The following is a 21,568-nucleotide window of genomic DNA, read 5'->3' as shown; positions in this document are numbered from 1 at the left end:
GCGCTGAACCTCCTTAACAAGTCCTGCATTAAAATTGTGCGCTAGTTACCTAGACGTGACGCTCGTGAGCTATTGGGTGCGAAGCAGAGGACCCACCCTACTATTCGTATGCACCTTCAACTGAGGGGGAACGCGCAGTATAGGTGCACACTTGAATCATCGCTTGTACAGCGTGACATTTCGATGCAGTCAGCAACGCTGGCGAAAAAATAAAAATATCTATGGCTACTCGATCGGACCATTGAGCATCATGACAATAGCCCTAAATGCGACCGACCATGAAGACCTGTGCCATGGTTGGTCGTGGACAGTAGAGGACGAGGACGTCTTGGCCGAGCGCGTGGCACGCATCGCGCTCGGCCAAGCTAGGCATGTCGCACGAATCATCGACGGGCTGACGACAAAACCGGCAAGAACGACTGCTGAGCACGCGGCTGACGCCATAAAGAAGCTGGCGCCTGACGCCAACGGCGAAACTTACAGGCGAGATGGATGGCTTTTTCAGTCGATCTCGTGGATTGCTGCTCATCAAAATCGGAAAGGTGCAATCCTTCGAGCACCTCACATCAGGAAGGCAGATCACGGTTTCGATGGCTTGCAAATTGAGTTTTCAAGAGATGGATCGACGGTCACATCGGTTATGATCTTCGAGGACAAGGCCACCACCAATCCTCGCGATACCATTCGAGACGAGGTTTGGCCGGGCATAGCGGCTCTCGAAGCTGGGCAGCGAGTGACTGAATTGACGCACGACGTGACCTCCGTCCTCGAAGCTTACCAAGCCGTCATGCCATTGGATGTTGAAGATGCGGTAGCCGAGATCCTCTGGAAAGAAACCCGCACCTATCGCGTGAGCATTACGATTGGCGACACACACGCGGTACATGCTGCGCGCGCCGGCCTCTTTGCAGGATACAACGATCACGCTCCCGGGCTTGTTGCGAAGCGACGCGCCGAGACCATTTACTTTCCCAATATGCGGACTTGGATGGGAAATTTTGCCACGAAGATAGAAGCAAAAATCCACGAGATCGCTGCGCATGTTTGACGCATTCACGACAGCTCTTATCACATCCGCCCCCCAGCTTGAGGGGTTGGATATGGAGGCCTTGCCGAAGAAGCTTACACAAGCGTTCGCGGATATCGTTTCTGTCCGACTCAGGTTTCGTGGAAACCCAGATGCTCAGTTGCCCGAGGAGCTGACTGCTCTCCTACTGGAAATGCGTAGGATCGCGGCGTCGCACGAAGCTCTGGTAGCTCTCCTGCCAGAAAAGGAGAACCGTGGTGCAGCCGCCTTCGTCGCTGCTTCGGCTCATCAAGCGTTCGCGTTCGGTGAGCGCGTCAGAGGAGGGCCGAAGGGTAGCTACATCGCGGGCTCGAGCGTGTCTGCCGATGTCTGCGCGACTTTGCTTTTTTTGATCGCCGAAGCCTATGCGGACGCCGCGGAAGCAGCCAAAGCCATAACAGTGCCTGAACATGCGACCGCGACAGAACGGGCCCTATTGCTTGCTGTCATTCAGCTAGCCCGTGGGCAACTGCGCCCCCTTTCGGATGTCGAAGTGCCCCAGCTAGATGAGGCGCTGTCGCTGACCGACCAATCTATTCAAGTCTTACAAATCGAGCTTCTTTCCGGATTGCGTAACCTCGCTGCGCAGTTGCTCAGGAGAGTTGACCTCGCACCGGAAGTCGGCGGCGTCGAAGGTGCGAGAGCATTCTTTCAAAGGGTGAAGGCCCTGAGCGTAGACCGTATGGAAGGATTATTCGGCGAAGGGGAAGTGTTCAGCCTTTTTCCAGGGCCACTTCACATGGCCAACCTCTTATTGGCAGTTGAACGAGACTTTATCGAATCTGGAATTTCCCGCGTCCCACCGCCCAAGGGCGTGACCGATCACGCGTGGTGGCAGATAATCCGGCGGATGGCTCGTGAACGCCCTTACCTGTGGCGTAATCATCGCGACGCGATTTCGAAAGGGTATCTTGAACGCGGCACATCTGCTGCTATGAGCTTCCCCACTGGCGGTGGGAAGTCGACTCTCGCAGAGCTAAAGATTGCTGTTGCCCTACTTCTGGGCCAGCAGGTCGTCTTTCTGGCTCCCACCAATGCGCTCGTGGATCAAACGACGGCGGCGCTAAAGAGGACGTTCAGAGACTTCGAGATTTTGGGTGACATCGGCGACGAGGCCACTTTTGAAACGTTGCTTGTATTGCCGGAAGTTATCGTAACGACGCCCGAACGATGCTTGTTTCTGATGTCAGTACAGCCCGAGGTTTTCGATAGCCTGGGTCTAATCATATTTGACGAGTGCCACCTTCTTCATCCTCGCGAAGACGATCGAAGCCGTCGAGCCGTCGACGCCATGTTGTCCATTCTCAATCTGACCCGCATCGCGCCGGAGGCCGATCTCCTTTTGCTCTCGGCGATGATGAAAAACACCGATGAGATAGCGAACTGGATTAAGGAGATAACGGCCCGCGAATGCCTAGCGCTTGACATCGCTTGGAAGCCTACACGTCAGGTCCGGGGCTCTGTTGTTTATCCGGCAGGCCGTATTAGGGAGCTTGAGGCGTTACTGATAAACGCTCGTGCAGACTTTCCTAAAAAGAAAAATGGCGCCCCCGCCGCGATCGAGCGCCAGCTCACCGCTCCCCCGTTCGGCTTGTTTTGCCTCCTTCAGACATGGGCAAGCACAGATCGTGAAGACTACGCATTGTTGCCCCTGATTGATCAGGCTCCCCATTTCACCACGGCTAGAAACAAGAATGGCAGTTGGAGACTAACACCCAACGGTAACAAACTGGGAGCTGTGCTGGCTGCCTCGGCTGCGGCTAGCCATATCAAAACCCTTGTCTTCGTCGGGTCAGAGGTTTTAGCTCATTCAGGTGCCAAGGAGTTTAAGAAAGAACTGCCTGTTTCCGATGTCACCTTAACGGAGGACGAAAAAAAACTATACGATTTGGCGTCTGAGGAGATGGGTGGTGCTGACCACTGCTATCTCAAGCTAGATGACGATGGAGTTTGCAGAGCAGGCGCAACTAGCCATCATGCTCTACTCCTAAGAGAGGAACGCCATCTTCATGAATCTCTATTTAAGCGTAAGGATGGGATAGACGCGCTGTTTGCGACCTCCACCCTTGCTCAGGGAATGAATCTGCCGAGCGAAATCGTCATCATAGCAGGTGACAGCCGGTTTGATCCGGCTGCCGACAAAATGGCTACCCTCGAAGCTCACGAGCTTCTTAACGCCGCCGGTCGAGCCGGTCGCGCCGGAGAAAGCTCTCAAGGGTTTGTTCTTGTTATACCAAGCCGGGTGATCGACTTTGACGATGAGACCGGACAACTAGACAATCATTGGGCCACTTTGCAGAAGATTTTTGAGCAGGGCGATCAATGCCTCGTGATCGACGATGCGTTCACAAATCTGCTCGATCGCATCCACGACGGGGCGACCAACAGCGGAATGCCGGCGTATCTACTCAGTAAGCTCCCGGTCTCGAGCAGCGGCGATCCTGACGCGTCTGCGCGTGATATGCTGAAGCGTTCTTTTGCCGCTTATAGGGCTCGCACGGCCGGTAACGCAGAATGGGTAAACAGCAGGATCGACGCAGCTCTTGCAGCACGAAAAACGGATGATGATGCCTCTCAGATTGACTGGATTGTATCAGTTTCCGGTTCGTCGGGCGTCCCGATCCTTTTGCTAGAGCAAATTTGGGCACTCTTTGAGAATGACAAGCTCAACGGTACGGCTGGCGAGATCGCGCAGGCACTACTCTCATGGATTGCAGGAAAGCCAGAAACCCTTTTTGAGCTGACCCGGCCGGAGAACATCGAAGGCTTGTTCGGAGAAGAGTATAAGAAACTTGAAACCGACCGTGAGCGCGGGAAGCATGCCTTGCCCACGATAGAGGCTTTGCTGTCGATGTGGCTTTCCGGCGTCTCTCTTTCCGAGATCGAGAAGAAGCATCTCGAAAAGGATGATGTAGGCCTTTGCAAAACAGCCCGCCATTTTGTGCTCCGCGTCGTACCTGATCTCTCTTTCATTGGAGGGTTGCCGGCTCAACTGCTCAGGGCGAAAACGTTGCACGGCGGCGGCGATCCGGCCAACGTCGCAATGCCGACCGTTCTCGCGGTGCTGCCGTCGATAATCCGTGAGGGGTGCGATAGTCCAGAAAGCCTCGCCGCCAGATTGAATCTAACCCGAGCTTGGTCACGTGTGAAATCTCGAAAGCAATACCAGGAGTATATTCCGTATATTTCTGGCGGCGACCCTCAAGAAGATTTCGAGAAAACGAGAGAGCGCTTGCGGGCGGCGGCAGCCTTGTTTCTCTTGAACGAAGAGGACTAAGCGGGCAGGGCTGTACAGCTGCGGCCGGGTCATCTTCTGATCACGAGCGCGAGGTAGATGCTCGATCATCGTGAGCCGAGTCATGCAACCGAAAGGAGGCGCGTTTTATGCATTCAGCCCGGTAGGCCTTCGGCCGGCTACGACGGAACCTTCAAGGAGTTCCACAGTGATTGAGGCACAGGATCTCGAAGGTGCCAACGGACGGTAATAGGCGCTTCTCCAACCCAGTCGCTGAAATCGACTTCGCCGCAGTATATGAACGGTGTGGGCTTGGGACCGGTTTTCTTGGTGGGGCGCACCAACAAGTGGATATGAAGGCCGAGCGCTTGGTGGTCACGGATCATTCGACCGTGTTTTGAATCCCGCTTAGTTCGATTCTGGCTCTGCCATGAGAACTCCTGCTCGGAAACAAAATGATCCGCATATTGATGTTCATCACTCATATCGTCCTTAGTAAGAGTGACGAGCAAAAAGAGGTGAGGGGGCTTACTCACGAAGCCAGCGTTCCACGTCGCTTGGTCGAACGGAATGCCGAATGCAGGTCCGATAGCTTCACGGAGATATCGCTCCCACAGGCGTAGCCCATCGCCTGCTTGAGCGCTGGCCGCCATTGGCTCCATGACCCATCTGTCATCTTGCAAGCGCAGACGAACTTTGTCACTCCGTCCGGGAAAGCCAACTTCAGTGCCGAACCAGCCGGCAAGTATTTTGGGTAGCTCGTTCGTTTCCGAGATTGGGTCGCGTATTACATTGATTGCTATTTTGGCGACGACTGCCTCCAAGGGGCGATTGTCTACCCGGATTTCAACATTTCCATCTACTGGCAGTGGGTGCAGGCCGCTCGGTAGAAAGAGGATTGGTTTGCCACCTGCGTTACGGGCAACGCGGCAGATCACGTCATTGGATTTGCCGCTCCTGGCTAGGTATTGCGCAAGGCGCCAGTCGAGCACTTCACGTAGGAGAATTCCAAAGCTGGGCTCGTTAGCAAGAGAAGGAATAAGCGCGAATTCGCCGCCTTCGAGACGAAAGAAGGGCCCCCGGTACCTTGTGCATTCACAAACGCCTCGATCGGGTTCTGAACAAGCAGGCGCTGGACGGCCGATAGATCGTCCAAGTCGACGGAGAAATCCTCTGCCAGCCGATGTACCCGCCCAACCTGCGCTGCTACTCGTCGGGCCAGCTCGTCGACCGCGACTTGGCGATTGAGTTGAGATCCCTCGAACATGGCTTGCAACAAAACAATCTTGTAGCTGCGGGTGGTCTCGGTTTTCTCCATCGCTACAAAGAAGTCTCTAGCGGTTTCGAAGACTGACTGCTCTTCGGGTGCGAGTCCGCCCATTCGATCAACGAACCCCAACCACGAGCCCTCACTATTGCTCCGCGGATTAAGGCCGGCATGGAAGGCTTCGACGGCGTTCGGCCTCAGTCCGTGTCTCTCCTCAAAGTCCCGATAGAACGACTCCAATGCGGACTCAACGCCAGAAGGCCTCAGCAATTGCTGGAGGATATCCACTGCACTGAGGTCATAGGTAACTTCGCAGCCCGGCGGCAGCGAGATTGTCTCGCGACGGATCTCTTCAAGCACCTCTCTCAGGTGACCCTTGCTTTCAGCACTGCGGCTGATCAGCGCCGCCATCGCTCGGAGTTTCATCAGGAAGGAGCGGTGGTTGCCGATGTAATCGATTACCGTGAGATATTGCTTGTCCTCGGCTACGCGCAGACCTCGACCCAATTGCTGCATCCATATGACCGTTGACTCGGTAGGTCTAAGCATCATGACAGTGTCTATCGCGGGAACATCAACACCTTCGTTGAACATGTCGACGGCGAAGATCACATCAATTTCGCCTATGGCAAGTTGCTTGAGCGAGGTTGTCCGCGGTGCGCTTGAAGGGCCAGCGTGGACCGCCACGGCACGCAGTCCGGCAGACACGAAGAACCTCGCCATGAAATCTGCATGACGCTGTGAGCAACAAAAGCCGATGCAACGTCGGCCGCCCTTGGATTGAAACTGCTCCAGCGCGTTGCGGGCCCGCGCATCGGTTGCAACGGCCGCATCGAGCGCTTCCGGGTCAAATCTGACGCTGCGCCAAGGGATGTTCGAGTAATCGATGTCATCCGGGACGCCGAAATAATGAAAAGGGCAAAGGCGACCCAAGTTAATGCCGTCATGGACGTTGGCATTGAAGACCTCGTTCTCCTGGCAGAGCGCGAGGAGATCGGCGCCATCTGCCCTTTCCGGAGTGGCGGTGAGGCCTAACAAGAACTTTGGCTCAAAATACTCGATCACGCGCCGATAGGTTCCGGCTGCCGCGTGGTGAAATTCGTCGACTACGACATAGTCAAAATCGGTTCGCTGAAACCTCGACAAGTGATTGATGCGGCCGAGCGTTTGTATTGAGGCAAACACAAGGTCTGCATCGATCTCTCTCACTTCGCCAGTCATGCGACCAATTCGTGCCTCCGGCCGTATTCGTCGGAACGTTTCGATTGCCTGGGTTAGGATCTCATCACGATGGGCAATAAAGAGCACCCGTGCAAATTGTGATCGGTTAGAGTCAAATGCCGCGAGCCAGGTTTTGCCTAGCCCCGTCGCAAGCACTACCAAGCCTGCCGAATAGCCGTCTTCCCTAGTTCGCTCCAGCGCCTGCAATGCTTGCTGCTGGATCTCGTGCGGAAAAGGTATCGGGAACGGTTTCTCAAGTTCGACATCCGCGTCCGGGATTGAAGGTCCGTTCAGGCTTGGTACCGTTCTGCGGCGTTCGTACGCATCAATCCATTCTTGTGAGACCCTCGTAGAAACCGGCGAATTGAAAAGGTTCGCAAAGGCTGCGCGAATTTCGCTGAAGCCAGCAGTATCGTGGCTGGAAACAATCTTGTAGTTCCATTCAATCGAGTGGGTTAGAGCGGGCTCCGATAGGTTCGAGCTACCGACGAATGCCACGCCTTCTGCTCCAGCTAAGAATGAATAGGATTTGAGGTGAAAGCCGCGCCCTATTGCAGACTGGTAGATCCGAAGCGTGAGGTCACCCTCCAGATCTGATAATCGACGCAGCGCAATTGGATCAGTGACGTCGAGATAGTCTCCTACCAAAATCTCAGCTTGCCCACCTCGAACAAGAAAATCGGCCAGGTGGTGGGCGATTAGCCTTGCTCCACTGTCGAGCAAGAATGAGACCGCAATTTCGCATTTTTCTGCGCTGTCCAGATAACGAACGAGGTGCGGCAAAAGCGGGTCCTCGCCGCCGGTTACAAGCCGCTGCTCGTCATCCGATACAGTGCTCGTCTGCCTCTTTGCGAGATAGTTGCCCTTTGCTGGAATGACGTGTCGCACTCCTCCGCGGGGGTCGGCGACGTCTCCGGAGCGCCTCGGTATCACGTGCAGATGAAAATGGAAGACCGTTTGTCCCGCAGCGGCTCCATGGTTGAAACCGACGTTAAACCCATCAGTGCCGTAGCTGGAGCGGATCAGGTTGATAGCTTGATCGACAGCTGAGATGAGGGCAGTTTTCTCAGACTGATCGAGATCTTCCCATCCCTCCGCATGCCGCTTCGGTACTATGAGCATATGGCCATCGGAGACAGGAAACCTGTCCCAAACTGCGATTAGAAACTCATTTTGAAAGGCCAGGCGCTCTGGATCGACCGAACAAAAAGGACAGTTCTCATCGTGAGCCAAAAGAGGCACCTCGATTATCAGAGCTTGGCATTGTTCCCCCCAATTAGAAGCCACGGTGGCGGCCCCGATCGATTTTACATCGGTCGCGGGCGTCGCAAAATCAGCCGTTAGCTGATGAAGTTAGCTAAACAGCTTCCGATCGCCAACGCCTAAGAAACTGTTTTTCAATAGATCCTCGGGCATTTGCCTTACGCGGCTAGTCACTTTTCTCAGCATTTTAGTTGCAAGCAAGGCAATTCAAACGAGAGTCTTCAGCGTCCTCCGCCCTTCGCGCCAGTTCTTGGCATCGAACTGAGCTGGATAACTGGCTACTCGGCAAAGCTCTTGTGGCTCAAGTTGAACGTTGACCTTTCGTCGAGCTAGCGACCATGATCGCAAATGTTTCATCCCATAAATAACGTCATTGCAGTATGACTGAGCCTTTCCAACCCTTCCTGCAACGTTGCGTTTCAGTCGATCTGGAAGTGGATCCTGCAACCGCCACCATCTTTGGTTTTGCGGCGGTGCGCGTCGGTGCTGGTCCTACGATCCTGGCAAAGAAACACGATCTCGTGACGGCTCTTGACCGTCTGGAAACGGAATCAGCCGACGCCGAGCATCTGCTTGGCCACAACATCATTCGGCATGATTTACCTCATCTGGTCGCTGTGCGGCCTAAGCTGGCGAATATGTTTCGCTCGCCTATCGATACCCTATGGCTCAATCCTCTAGCATTTCCACGAAATCCCTACCATCACTTGGTCAAACACTACCATGACGGGCGCCTGCAAGCGGGCCACATCAACGATCCGGAAATGGATGCGCGACTGGTGTCTCAGGTGCTGCGCAATCAACTGGTGGTTTTGAGGCAGCAGAATGCCGACCAGCCCGATGCCTTGGCAGCCTTTCATTTCCTTACCACGAGAATGGAAAACCCAGGCGGGTTCGACGCAGTGTTCCAGGAGGTTCGGGGAGCTCCCGCGCCGGGACCTCTTGCGGCGAGCGAAGCGATTTCGCGGCTGCTGGCGGGGCGTGCCTGCGAGAGGCGGGTCGAGCAGACGCTGAGCCGCCTTTCGAACCCGCAACTCGGATGGCCTATGGCGTATGCTTTGTCCTGGATCCTGGTCGCTGGCGGGGACTCCGTCATGCCGCCCTGGGTGCGGGCGCAGTTCCGCGAGGCTGCACTGATCGTGCGGCACATGCGCGATACCAATTGCGAAAGCCCGGGTTGCGCCTGGTGCAGCGAGAAAAACGACCCGGTCCGCGCGCTGTCGCGCTGGTTCGGGTTCAATGCCTTCCGCGCGCAGCCGGTGGACGATATGGGCCGTTCCCTGCAGGAGCGGATCGTCGATGAGGCGATGGGTGGCGCGAGCATCCTCGGCATTTTGCCGACCGGCACCGGCAAATCGGTCTGCTACCAAATCCCCGCCCTCTCGAAGTTCGACAAGACCGGCGCGCTGACCGTGGTAATCTCGCCGCTGGTCGCACTGATGGCCGATCAGGTGCAGGGCATGGCACGGGCAGGAATTTCCTCGGCCGTCACGGTCAATGGAATGCTGTCGATGCCCGAGCGGCAGGACGCGCTGGACCGGGTGCGCATGGGAGAGACGGCGATACTTCTGATCTCGCCCGAGCAGTTGCGCAGCAACTCGGTGCGGTCGGTTCTGGCACAGCGTGAGATCGGGCTGTGGGTGCTGGACGAGGCACATTGCGTGTCGAAATGGGGACACGATTTCCGACCCGACTACCGCTATGTCAGCCGCTTCATCAAGGAATCCTCGGGCGATGAAACGCCTGCCCCAGTGATCTGCTTGACCGCTACCGCTAAGCCCGAAGTGGTGCGCGACATCCGCGATCATTTCCACTCGCGTCTGCAGCGCGAGCTGATGTTGCTGGATGGTGGCGCGGTGCGCACCAATCTCAGCTTTGAGGTCCGGTCTACGCAGCGCGGCACCAAACTCGCCGATATCCTCGATGTGATCGAGGGCAAACTGCCAAAGGATGGGGCTTCGGGAGCCGTAGTCTATTGCGCCACCCGCGGCGGGACGCAACGCGTCGCCGATTTCCTCAAACAGCAAGGTCTGTCGGCGGAACGGTTCCACGCTGGTCTGATGCCCGAGGAAAAGCGCGACATTCAGGAACGCTTCCGCATCGGCGAACTGCGGATCATCGCAGCGACCAACGCTTTCGGCATGGGGATCGACAAGCCTGATATCCGGCTGGTGGTGCATGGCGACATTCCCGGGTCATTGGAGAATTATCTGCAGGAAGCCGGCCGGGCGGGCCGCGATCGGGCGCATGCCAATTGCGTCCTGCTCTTCGCTGCCGAGGATGTCGAGCGCCAGTTCTCGCTTTCGGCCCGCTCACGCCTGGCCCGGCACGAAATCGGCGCCATCCTCAAGGCCCTGCGTCGGCTGGACGACCGGATGAAGAAGACCGGCACCGTGGTCGCCACCTCGGGCGAAGTCGTGCGAGCCGAACGCGATCAGAAGTTCGAGCGCGATAGCACCACCGACGATACCAGGGTGAAAACCGCGGTGTCCTGGCTGGAAGAGGCCACGCTACTGAGCCGCGAGGAGAACCGAGTTCAGGTCTTCCCCTCATCCCTCAGGATCCGCAAACTGGAAGAAGTCGAAGCGATCCTGGCAAGGGCCGCCATCACCGGGACCCGTCGCAAGCAGCTTCTGGATATCACCCGCTACCTGATGAACGCGCCCCCCGATCAGGGCATTTCCACCGATGAGCTGGCGGGGGTCAGCGGATTGACAGGCGGCATGCTGATCAAGGCAATGGCCGATCTCGAGGCGCTCGGGGTCGCCCGCAACGACGTGGCGGTGACGGTCTTTGTCCATGTCGCTGTCGAGGGGCATTCGCAGCAGCGGCTGGCGCAGGCCGCACAGCTTGAAACCGCACTGATCACCCTGATGCGCGAGGCCGCCCCCGATGCCGAAGATGCCGGAGGTATTCCCCTGTATCTGGCCGGAACCTGTCAGGCGCTCCGCAATCAGGGGCACAGCGCAGTGCGACCCGACTTCGTGGAAAAGCTGCTGCGCAGCATGGGTCGAGACGGGCGCGATCAGGACGGCGGCATGGGCAATCTGAGGCTGCGCAAGGCCTCGCGCAACACGTTGATGGTGACGCTGCAACGATCCTGGCAGGCGCTGGAACAGACGGCAAGCCTTCGGCAGCAGGCCGCCGAGCTGTTGCTGGCGCATCTTCTGGGCAAGCTGCAGAAGGGCAGCCACGGCAAGGACATCCAGGTTGAAACCACGATGGGCGATCTGCTCGCCGCCCTGACCGGAGACGCTTTGCTTCGCAGCAGCAGCATTCAGGACATGACGAAGCTGATGGACCGCGCACTTCTGTGGCTACACGAGCAGGAGGTGGTGACGCTAGGCAAAGGGCTGACGGTGTTCCGGCAGGCGATGACGGTCCATTTGAACCCCTCGGGCGGCCAGTTCACCGTGAAGGATTTTGTGCCCCTCGAGGAACACTATGCCGAGCAAACCATCCAGACCCATGTGATGGCGGCTTATGCCGAAAGGGGCCTTGCCGCGATGGATCAGGCGGTGCGGCTGTCCGAAGACTACTTCGTGCTGGAGCGTGACGCCTTCCTGCGCCGCTGGATGCCGGGAAAGGGCGTCGAGCTCCGGCGACAGACGACAGGGGCCTCGTGGAATGCCATCGTCGAGTCGCTGGACAATCAGGTGCAACAGAAGATCGTCTCGGATCATCGTGAAGAGACCAGTGTGTTGGTTCTGGCAGGACCGGGTTCGGGCAAGACGCGCGTTCTGGTGCACCGCATTGCCTATCTGATCCGAGTCCGTCGCGAAGATCCGCGCGGCATCCTTGTTCTGACTTACAACCGTCATGCCGCCGCAGAGATACGCATCCGGCTGCGCCACCTGATCGGCGATGACGCGAATGCAGTGACCATATCCACATGCCACGCCCTCGCGATGCGACTGGTGGGAGCGAGCTTTGCCGGAACTGCGAACGAGACGAAGCACGACTTCGACGGGATCGTCTTGGAAGCGGTGCGCCAACTGAATGGCGAAGGCCTCAGCAAGCCCGAGGCAGAGGCGCAACGCGAAACGCTGATCCAGGGTTACCGCTGGATTCTGGTAGACGAGTATCAGGACATCGGCCCTGAGGAATACGCCCTGATCTCGGCCGTTGCGGGCCGCTCGCTGGACGACAAAGAGCTCCAGCTCAGCCTATTTGCGGTGGGCGACGACGACCAAAACATCTACGCCTTTGCTGGGGCGTCCATCCGCTTCATCCGCCAGTTCGAGGCCGACTACAGTGCACGACCGGAATTCCTGATCGAGAACTACCGCTCGACCAAGCATATTATCGCGGCCGCCAACGCAATCATCGCGCCAGCCGATGAGCGTATGAAAGCCGGTCACGACATTGCTATTGATCGCAAGCGCAGTAAGACGCCGCCCGGTGGCGAGATGGCGGCGCTCGATCCGGTGGCCCAAGGGCGGGTGCAGTTGCTGGACTGTCCATTCGGTGATGTGGCGCAGGCGATGGCCGCAGTGAATGAACTCGTCCGCCTCTCGCGTCTTGATCCAGAGTGGAGCTGGGCCAGGGCCGCGATCATCGCGCGCGACTGGCGGCGACTAGCTCCGGTTCGGGCTTACGCCGAGGCACTCGGTGTGCCCGTGGAGATGGCAAACGAGAGCCTGCCCAGTATCTGGCGCCTACGGGAGATGCAGCAGTTCATCGACGCCCTTCGTCGCAATCCTGCCCGTATGCTCGCCGTCCGCGGTCTGGTCGATGTGCTGAACGCGATACCGTCCAACCGTTGGACGGATCTTATCGCCGAAGGGATCGCCGCACTGGCCAAAGAGCTTGCGAGCAAGACCATGCCCGTGCCGGACCTCGTCGAGTGGTTCGCCGAATGGGCCAATGATACCCGAAGCGACCAGCGTGCGCTGATGCTCCTGACGGCGCATCGATCCAAAGGTCTAGAGTTCAATGATGTCGTCATCCTGAATGGAGGGTGGGACAGACCTTCGAAAGGCGAGGACCTCGATGCACCGCGACGCCTGTTCTATGTCGCCATGACCCGAGCGCGACGCAGCCTCGCCATCATTGCTGAAGGGAACCACCCATTCATCAAGCAAGGCGCAGACTATGTGCTACGCCGAGCCGTACCGTTTGTTGCTGGCGCCGTGGCTCCTGCGGCTGCGCTATATCAAGTGCCGAACCTTCAGAACGTGGACCTGTCATGGGCGGGGCGTCTAAGGACGGGTCATCCATCAATTGCTTCAATATCGGCGGCGAAGGTTGGAGATCCAGTTCATCTCGTGCGAGAAGAGGCCGCCTGGATGGTACAGGATGCTCAGGGACAAGCCTTAGGGCGTATGGCCAAAAGCTGGTCACCACCAGAGCATCTTAGCTTTTTGCGTGGTGAGGTTGGCGCAATCGTGCGGTGGCGCAAGTCCGACAACCAGGAAGAGTATCGGGTGCACCTTAACCGGGATGTCTGGGAAGCAATCTTACCGGAGCTTGTATTCGGTTGAAGGTGCAGCCGTCCCGATCAGGTCGCTTCTGACGCGTTGCTGCCCCGCGCACCGATCAGCGGGTCCGTTCGCTGCCGCTTGCCATTCCGGAAAACATGGTTCGCTTCCTGCCTTTCCTGACATTCAGTCAAGATGTCGGTTTTGGGCCGCAAGCGGACTGACAGCTTCGGGCTTCGGATCCTCAATAGCGGAACTTTAATTCGGTGCGAACATCGTCGTGACGTGACCCGAAGCAGACTTTCGCAGGTGACATCGGGCATGACCGCCTCGCGCCTCATCTGGTTCAGCGGGCACCCATGGCCGCTCGCGAAAGCGGACATTTCTCATGACCGGGACTGGGTGATTTGTGGCAGAAGCGGACATCAGAGGCTAATGGCTGCGCAAAGACGCTGGCCGGGTACTGACAATCAACTGCGCGGCATGTAACAGTGCTTGCTAATGTATGATGAGCAGTTGGGGAAGGATGCCGCTCGCACTCTTGGCGGATTTTTGGGGGAGACAGCCGACATGCAGAGCTCAGTCGAAATCGACCTTGCTGGTCGACTCGAATCAGCGGACCGGTACATTGCCGAGCTGGAAGTCGCCAAAGCATCTGGGGCAACTCAACTCAGTCAACTTTCTGCCGACAACAAGCGTCTGCTCGACCTCACCGAGGACCGCGCAAAGGAACTCGCGATCCTCAACAGCGTCGGCGAAGCAATGGCCAAGACGTTGAACGTCAAGACTGTCACACGCATCGTCGGTGACAAGGTTCGGGAGATATTCGGGGAGGACATCACGGAAATACTGCTGCACGATGAGGTATCTGATCTCATCACCGTCCCGTATTCATTCTATCGTGAGTACCAGGACGTGGAGCCGTTCACTTTGGGCGCAGGACTTACCTCAAAGGTCATTCTCTCTGGAACACCGCTTGTTATTGATACGTTTGAGCAGTCCCTCAAGTTTGATGTGATCGCACTTACCGAAGCGGAGCGATCAGAATCGTACCTAGGCGTGCCGATCATCGCTGGAGGCAGAACTCTAGGAGTTGTCAGCGTGCAGAGTTACCAAAAGAACGCCTTTAGCGAAGATCACGTGCGTCTCTTGCAAGCTCTCTCGTCGAGCATGGGAGTTGCCATCTCGAATGCCCGCCTTTTCGACGAAACCCAGCGGCTGTTGAAAGTGTCCGAGGACCGCGCAAAAGAACTCGCGATCCTCAACAGTGTCGGCGAAGCAATGGCCAAGACGTTGAATGTCAAGACCGTCACGCGCATCGTCGGTGACAAGGTGCGCGAGATATTTGGAACAGACGTCACCGAAATCCTGCTGCGTGACGAGAAGTCTGATCTGATCACCGTACCCTATGCGTTTTACAGGGACTATCAGGACCCCGAGCCATTTGCGATGGGCGAAGGTCTGACGTCCAAGGTCATACTGTCAGGCAAGCCATTGGTTTTGGGCTCGACTGAGCAACACGTTGCTCTGGGCGCACTTATACCTACGGAAGATGACAGGACCGAATCCTACTTGGGCGTGCCGATCATCGCTGGTGACAGGATTTTGGGTGTCGTCAGCGTTCAGAGCTACGAGAAGAATGTCTTCAATGAAGATCATGTGCGTCTGTTGCAGGGGCTGTCATCCGGCATGGGCGTAGCCATCTCCAACGCACATCTGTTCGATGAGACGCAGCGCCTGCTGAAAGTGACAGAGGACCGCGCAAAAGAACTGGCGATTCTCAACAGCGTTGGCGAAGCGATGACGAAGTCGCTTAACCTGGACACTGTTATTCGCTTGGTAGGCGACAAGGTGCGGGAGGCTTTCGGCATCGAAGTCAGTGAAATTTTGTTACACGATAGCGAAACCGGCTTGATCCATGTCCCTTATGCATACTTTAGGACCTATAGAGCTATCGATCCATTCCCAATGGGCATGGGAGTAGCTTCGAAAATCATCACAACAGGTGAGCCCTTTGTTTTTGGCACTCTTGAGGAAGGAAAAGAGCTTGGCGCCTACTTTCCACACGAAGAGGATAGGACTGCCTCTTACATAGGCGTGCCGATCAAGTCTGGTGAGGGAACACTGGGTGTTCTCAGTGTGCAGAGCTATCAGAAGCATGCGTTCGACGAAAACGACGTGCGCCTGCTGCAGACGGTGGCCTCCAGCATGGGGGTCGCCATCGCCAACGCCCGTCTATTCAATGAAACTCAGCGTCTGCTCAAGGTGACTGAAGCCCGCGCTGCCGAACTTGCCGCCATTGGAACGGTTAGTCAGGCGCTCATAGCGGAATCGGAACTTGACAGCACGATCCAGTTGATCGGTAACCAGATGCAGGAGATCTTTGATGCCGATATTGTCTACGTCGCACTGCTTGATCCGGAAACCAACCTAATCCATTTCCCCTATCAGTTTGGCGAGGCCTTCAACACACTAACCCTTGGCGAGGGGCTGACAAGCAAGATCATAGAGACTGGCGAGCCGCTGCTGATCAATCAGGATGTAGCGGAACGTGGAGCTCAGATCGGGGCTACCCCCGTCGGCAAGGATGCATTGTCCTATCTCGGCGTTCCGATCAAGACCGCGCAAGGAACGCTTGGAGTTATCAGTGTTCAGAGCACTACGCGGGAGGGCATATTTACCGATGACTCGCTTCGCTTGCTTTCCACCATTGCCGCCAATGCCGGTGCGGCCCTCCATAACGCGCAGCTATTTACCGAGCTGAAACAGCTTTCCCTGGCGCTGCAGCAGGCAAAAGAGGCGGCCGAGGCGGCAAATGAGGCGAAGAGTTCTTTTCTGGCGACGATGAGCCACGAAATTCGCACACCAATGAATGGCGTGATCGGAATGAGCAACTTGTTGCTTGGTACAAAGCTTGACACTGAACAACGCGAGATTAGCGAGACGATCAGCAACAGCGGCGAAGCCCTGCTAACGATTATCAACGACATACTCGATTTCTCCAAGGTTGAGGCCGGCAAGCTGGAGCTTGATCCAAGTCCCTTCGAACTCCGGGAATGCCTTGAGAGCGCAATTGATCTGGTGGCCTCCAAGACCGCGGAGAAGGGACTCGACCTGGCATACCTGGTGGAGCCCGGTACTCCTGGCGGGATTGTGGCAGACAGCACCAGACTGCGACAAATCTTGCTTAATTTCCTCAACAACGCTGTGAAATTTACCGAGCGGGGTGAAATTGTCCTGTCGGTGATGAAAGTTCCGCCCGCAGTTGAGGGCGCGGGGACACCCCATGGCGGAAGCGAAGAGGGCTTCTCCACCCTGCAGTTTGCAGTACGCGATACCGGCATTGGTATACCCGAAGACAGATTGGATCGCTTGTTCAAGTCTTTCAGCCAGGTCGATGCCTCGACGACGCGGCGCTACGGGGGCACCGGGCTAGGGTTGGCGATTAGCAAACGCCTGGCAGAACTGATGGGCGGGGAGGTATGGGTCGAAAGTGTTGAAGGGTCGGGTACGACATTCTTCTTCACGATCCGCGCTGCCGTTGCGCCCGCTCCCAGGCAGGCGCAAATGTCGCTGGCAAAAGTTGAACTCGCAGGCAAGCGGCTGCTGATCGTTGACGACAACGCAACCAACCGGCGCATCCTGTCTCTGCAAGCCCAATCCTGGTCCATGATTCCACACACGACCGAGTCGCCTCTGGACGCATTGCGCAGGATTTCGAGCGGCGAAAATTATGACGCCATCGTGCTCGACATGAACATGCCAGAGATGGACGGGATAAAACTGGCCAAACGATTGCGTGGGCTTGGTGAAAGAGGTGACCTTCCACTGATATTGCTGAGTTCCTTGGTGCCTCTTGATGAGCGAAACAAGGCAGATATCGAGAGCATCAAATTTGCGGCGATGCTTCCTAAGCCGATCAAACCCTCGCCGCTCCTCAATGCTTTCATGTCCGTCTTTGCCGTGGCTCCAACGAGTTCAGCCAAGCCTGATCAACCCAAGGGACCATCCCTCGACAGCGAAATGGCGGCGAAATTGCCGCTTCGGATCCTGCTGGTTGATGACAACATCACCAATCGGAAGATTGGGTCCAAGGTGCTTGAACGGCTTGGCTACAAGGTAGACTTGGCGGTGGATGGAGAGACGGCGATTTCGTCATTTGCCAAGGGCCAACACGATGTCATCCTGATGGATATCGAGATGCCGGACATGGACGGGCTCGAAGCCACAAGGTTGATCCGCGCATCAGGCGCCGGGGACTCGCTGCAGCCTTTCATCGTGGCACTTACCGCCAATGCAATGGCCGGCGACCGCGAGCGCTACCTGGAAGCTGGGATGGATGATTACCTAAGCAAGCCGTTGCGCGTGGAGGAGTTGGTCGCCTCTCTTACACGCGCCCACCAACACAACTGACAACAAAGGTCCGGTCATGGATGTTGCGCAGGACGCTCTAGACAAGCTCCTTGATCTCATAGGTGGGGATCAAGACTCTCTTGCAGAACTCATTGAGAGTTTTCTGGAGGAATCCCCGTTGCTAGTCGAGCAGATGCGCCGGGCTGCGGAGTCCGGCGACCGTTCAGGTCTTGGCCGCGCTGCCCATACGCTGAAATCAAGCGCGCGGGACTTCGGCGCCAACCAACTTTCCGCGCTTTGCGCGGCAATGGAACAATCCTGCCGCGACAGTATGCCCGGCGCGGCCGCGACGGAAGTGGAACTCATCGCGGGCGCGTGTGACACGGCCAGCCGAGATCTAAGCTCTCGCCTTGCCGATTTGAAACGAGGGGGACAACCGAATGAGCATAGAATCGGAGACACAATCACCTGATGCTCGCGCACCAGAAGGTGCGCGCGTCCTCATAGTCGATGACTCAGGCACTGTGCGCCTGAAACTCAGCAAAGCCATCCAGTCGCTCGGCCATGAAACAACCGCTGTCGCAAGCGGCAAGCTGGCGCTTGAACAGGTTGCTCAGAATCCATTCGACCTCGTACTCCTTGATATCGTCATGCCCGAAATGGATGGCTTCGAAGTGCTCAAGGCGCTCAAGTCTTCGCGGGCCACTCGCGATCTGCCGGTGATCGTCATTTCGGCCCTCGATGAAGAAATGGGCAGCGTGATTAGCGCCATCGAGCTTGGCGCGGAAGACTTTCTGCCAAAGGACTTTGAACTAGCTCTACTCAAGGCTCGTGTTGAGACCTGCATCGAGAAAAAAAGACTCCGCGACGTTGAGACGGAATATCTGCGGCAGGTGGCCAAGCTGACCAGGGCGGCCGCCACATTGGAGACCGGGCGGTTCAATCCTTCGAAGCTTGGCATCCGCGACGTAGCAAGCCGTACAGATGGTCTCGGCAAGCTTGCCACAGTGTTCGCGACAATGGCCCAGAAGGTTTACGAGCGAGAGCGAAAGATGCGGCAAAATATTCGCACGTTTCGTGGCGCTCTACTGCTGCTGGCATGTGGCGGGTTATGGGGCGTCGTCGTTCCACTTTCCAAGATGGCTTCGCTTGTTGAGGCTCATCCGGTCGGATTGGCAATCCTCATCGACATTATCGGAGCCGTGTTCTGCATCGGGATTAGTTTGAAGCGACGGACAATGCCAAGAATCAAGGATCTCACGCGAGCCGATCGGACGTTCATCCTTCGTTTTGCGTTCATTAGCTCGGTGATCAACCAGGTTCTGGTGTACTGGGTGGCAAGCAAGCTTCCAGCTTCCATCGTCTCCATTGTCATCGTGCTCGAGGGATTTGCTGTCTTCTTGTTCGCCGCTCTGATGCGGACCGAAGCTCCGAATTTGAAGCGCTTTTTAGGGCTTGGATTGGGTCTCGTCGGCATCTCCATCATCCTCCTGTACGGAGAGCCCGGAGAAATAGCCACCAGTTGGGTGTGGTTTGTCATCGCTCTTGTAATCCCCGTGACTTACGCAGTCGAGGATATCTATCTCTCAGAGTCCAAGCCCGCCAAAATCGATAACGTCGCCCTGTTCGGCATGACCCTAGTTGTTTCGGTTTTGATGCTGATCCCACTTGCCGCTTTTTATCAGGACTTCGTGCCATTTGGTCTATTGGCTGGTCGGCTTGGCGTCATCGTCTTGCTGATGGCTGCCGCCAGCAATTTGGCGATGCTGCTCTTCATTTTGCTAGTCTCCAGCACCGGTGCGGTCTTCGCCAGCCAGAACGCCTATGCGGGGACAGCCGCCGGCATAGGCTGGAGCATGCTGTTGCTCGGAGAGTCGATACCAGCGCTGACCTGGGCCTCTCTGGCTCTGGTCGTCGTCGGTCTCCTGATGGTGGAGCCAAAGCAGGAGGCTGAGGAAGAACCCCCGCCACTTGATGACTCGCTGGAGGATTTTGTGCCGCTCGTTGATCTGCTGCCGTCACCCACAGAATGAAAGATCGGACATCGAAGTGTGATGCCAGTTGATTCAAGCGGACAAGCGCCCGAAAAGCCTTCCGAAGCGGATGCAAGGCAGCCGTACAGCGGAAGCAATTCGAAGGTATTTGAGGAGGTCGCCACCATCATGAGCGCTCAAGGCTTGCCCAGCGTTCTCGCATTTGAACGCTACGACCCAACCGGCGCCTCGCTGGACTGGCTGCGCGAGCGTGGGGTCAACGTCATTTTCGGCAATGCGCTCTGGGAAAGCCGTTCAAGCGCTTTACCGAGGATGAGCTGATTGCCCGGCACATGGCTGTGTCGCCTTGATGGGGGCAAGCGGCACCCGCATCACCAGGCGCGTGATGCAGGTGCTTCCGGAACTGCGGTACGTCTAAAAATACGGCATTGGTATCGACGGCATCGACCTCGACGCTGCCACCGAGCACGGCATTCTGGTTTCGAGTACGCCGAACGATTTTCGGATCTTCACGGTCAGCGAGCACGCGGTCGCCCTGATGCTGGCTGTTGCCAAACAACTTGGCACGTGGACGCCCGAATTCATGCGGCGTGGCGGGTGGCGCGGCCTGACCCATGGCGCGGCGCCACCGTCGGCATCCTCGGCCTCGGCCGCAGCGGCCGTGGCGTGGCGCAACGGCTTTCGGCTGGGAGACCCGCATCCTTGCCTACGATCCCTTCCTGAAGGAAGCGCCTCCGTCGAACTCGTCGACTTCTCCACCCTGGTGGAGCAATCCGACTTCCTGACGCTGCACGCAACGCCGAGCCCCGATAACCATCACATCCTGAACGCCGCCGCGTTCTCGAAGATGAAACCGTCAGCCATCGTCGTCAACACCGGGCGCGGATCGCTGATCGACTACACGGCCCTGCGAGCAGCGCTGGCCAATGGCCAAATCGCGGGTGCGGCTCTCGACGTGTTCGACCAGCAGCCGCCGAAGACCGACGATCCGCTGTTTTCGCTACCCAACGTCTTGTGCACGCCGCATGTCCTGGCGATGAACGATCGCGTCGAGGATCGCTTACCAAGCGGCGTTTACTAAGTTCCGCTGGTGCAGCCCTGCGCGAACACCATAACCACGTGATGACAAATCAGCCATGTGTGTGGCGCGGCGGGCTTGTTCCGCTTGTGGCCGGCGCCTACCCACCCGGGTTCCCCAACCATGGCGTCGGCCATTTTCGTTCTCTCAGCGATTATAGGCCTTTGCTATCGGCCTATGTGTTGGCCTTGGATGGCGAGATCGCGGTTAGATCGCCTCGTTCGTTTGGATGTTTCGCTGGCGTTGGCAGGAGGCGCATATGTTCGCCAGCCGGCGGATACCACACCGCCCCACCGGTCAGGCCCAGCGCGTCCGCTGCAAAGTCCCCGCAGACCGCTGCTGGGCCGCTGGCGGGCAGCGGCTACTTGCTGACGATCCAATCCACCAAGCCAGTTTCGATCAGCTCGCACCCAGTGAAATCGCGCACCAGGGCCTTGGCTAAATCGCGCCATTGACACTCAGGCGTACCCGTTTCCCCTACTAGGGCTCGGAATGCACATCGGAGAACGTCGGCTTGAAAGGCGGAGACGGCAACAGTAGACGGGTCGGCATCTTCCCAGCCTAGCGCCACGTCGCGACGACGTTGACCAAGGCGCTTCAGAAGCTCGCGTGAGGCTCGGATGGCCCTGCGCGATTGATCCATGTCCCGGCGAAATGTGGCGGGTTCCGCC

The 21,568-nt window shown here is 57.3% G+C and carries 11 protein-coding genes; 8 read left to right on the top strand and 3 right to left on the bottom strand.

Annotated elements, in window-relative coordinates:
- Window positions 1–172 precede the first annotated feature (172 nt).
- Both NKH35_RS21065 and NKH35_RS21060 read left to right on the top strand, forming a co-directional pair.
- Window positions 173–1,048 carry a hypothetical protein gene (locus NKH35_RS21065; RefSeq protein WP_352916273.1) on the top strand — a complete coding sequence of 292 codons (876 nt, stop codon included), beginning with the start codon at window positions 173–175 and terminating at the stop codon, window positions 1,046–1,048.
- Window positions 1,041–4,343, top strand: a complete 3,303-nt coding sequence (locus NKH35_RS21060; protein ID WP_352916243.1) for a DEAD/DEAH box helicase — start codon at window positions 1,041–1,043, stop codon at window positions 4,341–4,343. The genes NKH35_RS21065 and NKH35_RS21060 overlap by 8 nt, the downstream gene beginning before the upstream one ends.
- Window positions 4,344–4,480: 137 nt before the next feature.
- On the opposite strand, the gene NKH35_RS21055 is transcribed toward NKH35_RS21060, so the two are convergent.
- The gene (locus NKH35_RS21055; protein WP_352916240.1) at window positions 4,481–5,293 is read right to left on the bottom strand and encodes a DUF3427 domain-containing protein; all 813 of its coding nucleotides are present in this window, start codon (window positions 5,291–5,293) and stop codon (window positions 4,481–4,483) included.
- Complete coding sequence (locus tag NKH35_RS21050) at window positions 5,263–8,022, bottom strand: DEAD/DEAH box helicase family protein (protein WP_352916237.1); 2,760 nt, start codon at window positions 8,020–8,022, stop codon at window positions 5,263–5,265. The genes NKH35_RS21055 and NKH35_RS21050 overlap by 31 nt, the downstream gene beginning before the upstream one ends.
- 410 nt (window positions 8,023–8,432) lie before the next feature.
- On the opposite strand from NKH35_RS21050, the gene NKH35_RS21045 reads away from it, so the two are divergent.
- The 6 genes from NKH35_RS21045 (at window position 8,433) to NKH35_RS21020 (ending at window position 20,900) form a co-directional block, all read left to right on the top strand.
- Window positions 8,433–13,535 carry a RecQ family ATP-dependent DNA helicase gene (locus NKH35_RS21045; RefSeq protein WP_352916235.1) on the top strand — a complete coding sequence of 1,701 codons (5,103 nt, stop codon included), beginning with the start codon at window positions 8,433–8,435 and terminating at the stop codon, window positions 13,533–13,535.
- A 507-nt stretch (window positions 13,536–14,042) separates the two neighbouring features.
- A complete protein-coding gene (locus NKH35_RS21040) occupies window positions 14,043–17,885 on the top strand; it encodes a GAF domain-containing protein (RefSeq protein ID WP_352916232.1) in 3,843 nt (1,280 codons plus the stop codon).
- A gap of 16 nt (window positions 17,886–17,901) precedes the next feature.
- A complete protein-coding gene (locus tag NKH35_RS21035) occupies window positions 17,902–18,297 on the top strand; it encodes an Hpt domain-containing protein (RefSeq protein WP_023699256.1) in 396 nt (131 codons plus the stop codon).
- Window positions 18,266–19,858 (top strand): response regulator, encoded by a 1,593-nt coding sequence (locus NKH35_RS21030; protein WP_023733670.1) that lies wholly within the window; start codon window positions 18,266–18,268, stop codon window positions 19,856–19,858. Before NKH35_RS21035 ends, NKH35_RS21030 begins: the two co-directional genes overlap by 32 nt.
- An 18-nt stretch (window positions 19,859–19,876) precedes the next feature.
- A complete protein-coding gene (locus NKH35_RS21025) occupies window positions 19,877–20,140 on the top strand; it encodes a hypothetical protein (RefSeq protein ID WP_352916228.1) in 264 nt (87 codons plus the stop codon).
- 106 nt (window positions 20,141–20,246) lie between these two features.
- Entirely contained in the window at window positions 20,247–20,900 is a 654-nt protein-coding gene (locus NKH35_RS21020; RefSeq protein WP_352916271.1) for an NAD(P)-dependent oxidoreductase, read from the top strand.
- A 358-nt stretch (window positions 20,901–21,258) separates the two neighbouring features.
- Here the strand turns inward: NKH35_RS21020 and NKH35_RS21015 are convergent.
- Window positions 21,259–21,568, bottom strand: a 310-nt coding sequence (locus NKH35_RS21015) for a hypothetical protein (RefSeq protein WP_352916225.1), incomplete at its 5' end; no start/stop codon positions are given.

The sequence above is a fragment of the Mesorhizobium sp. M1143 genome (assembly GCF_040318435.1).
Taxonomy (GTDB): domain Bacteria; phylum Pseudomonadota; class Alphaproteobacteria; order Rhizobiales; family Rhizobiaceae; genus Mesorhizobium.
Note: the sequence above shows the minus strand (reverse complement) of the source record. Positions and strands in the feature narration are given on the sequence as shown.

Coding starts and splice junctions, on each gene's coding strand:
- NKH35_RS21035 (WP_023699256.1), top strand. CDS start 17,902: ATGGATGTTGCGCAGGACGCTCTAGACAAGCTCCTTGATCTCATAGGT.
- NKH35_RS21045 (WP_352916235.1), top strand. CDS start 8,433: ATGACTGAGCCTTTCCAACCCTTCCTGCAACGTTGCGTTTCAGTCGAT.
- NKH35_RS21040 (WP_352916232.1), top strand. CDS start 14,043: ATGCAGAGCTCAGTCGAAATCGACCTTGCTGGTCGACTCGAATCAGCG.
- NKH35_RS21060 (WP_352916243.1), top strand. CDS start 1,041: ATGTTTGACGCATTCACGACAGCTCTTATCACATCCGCCCCCCAGCTT.
- NKH35_RS21030 (WP_023733670.1), top strand. CDS start 18,266: ATGAGCATAGAATCGGAGACACAATCACCTGATGCTCGCGCACCAGAA.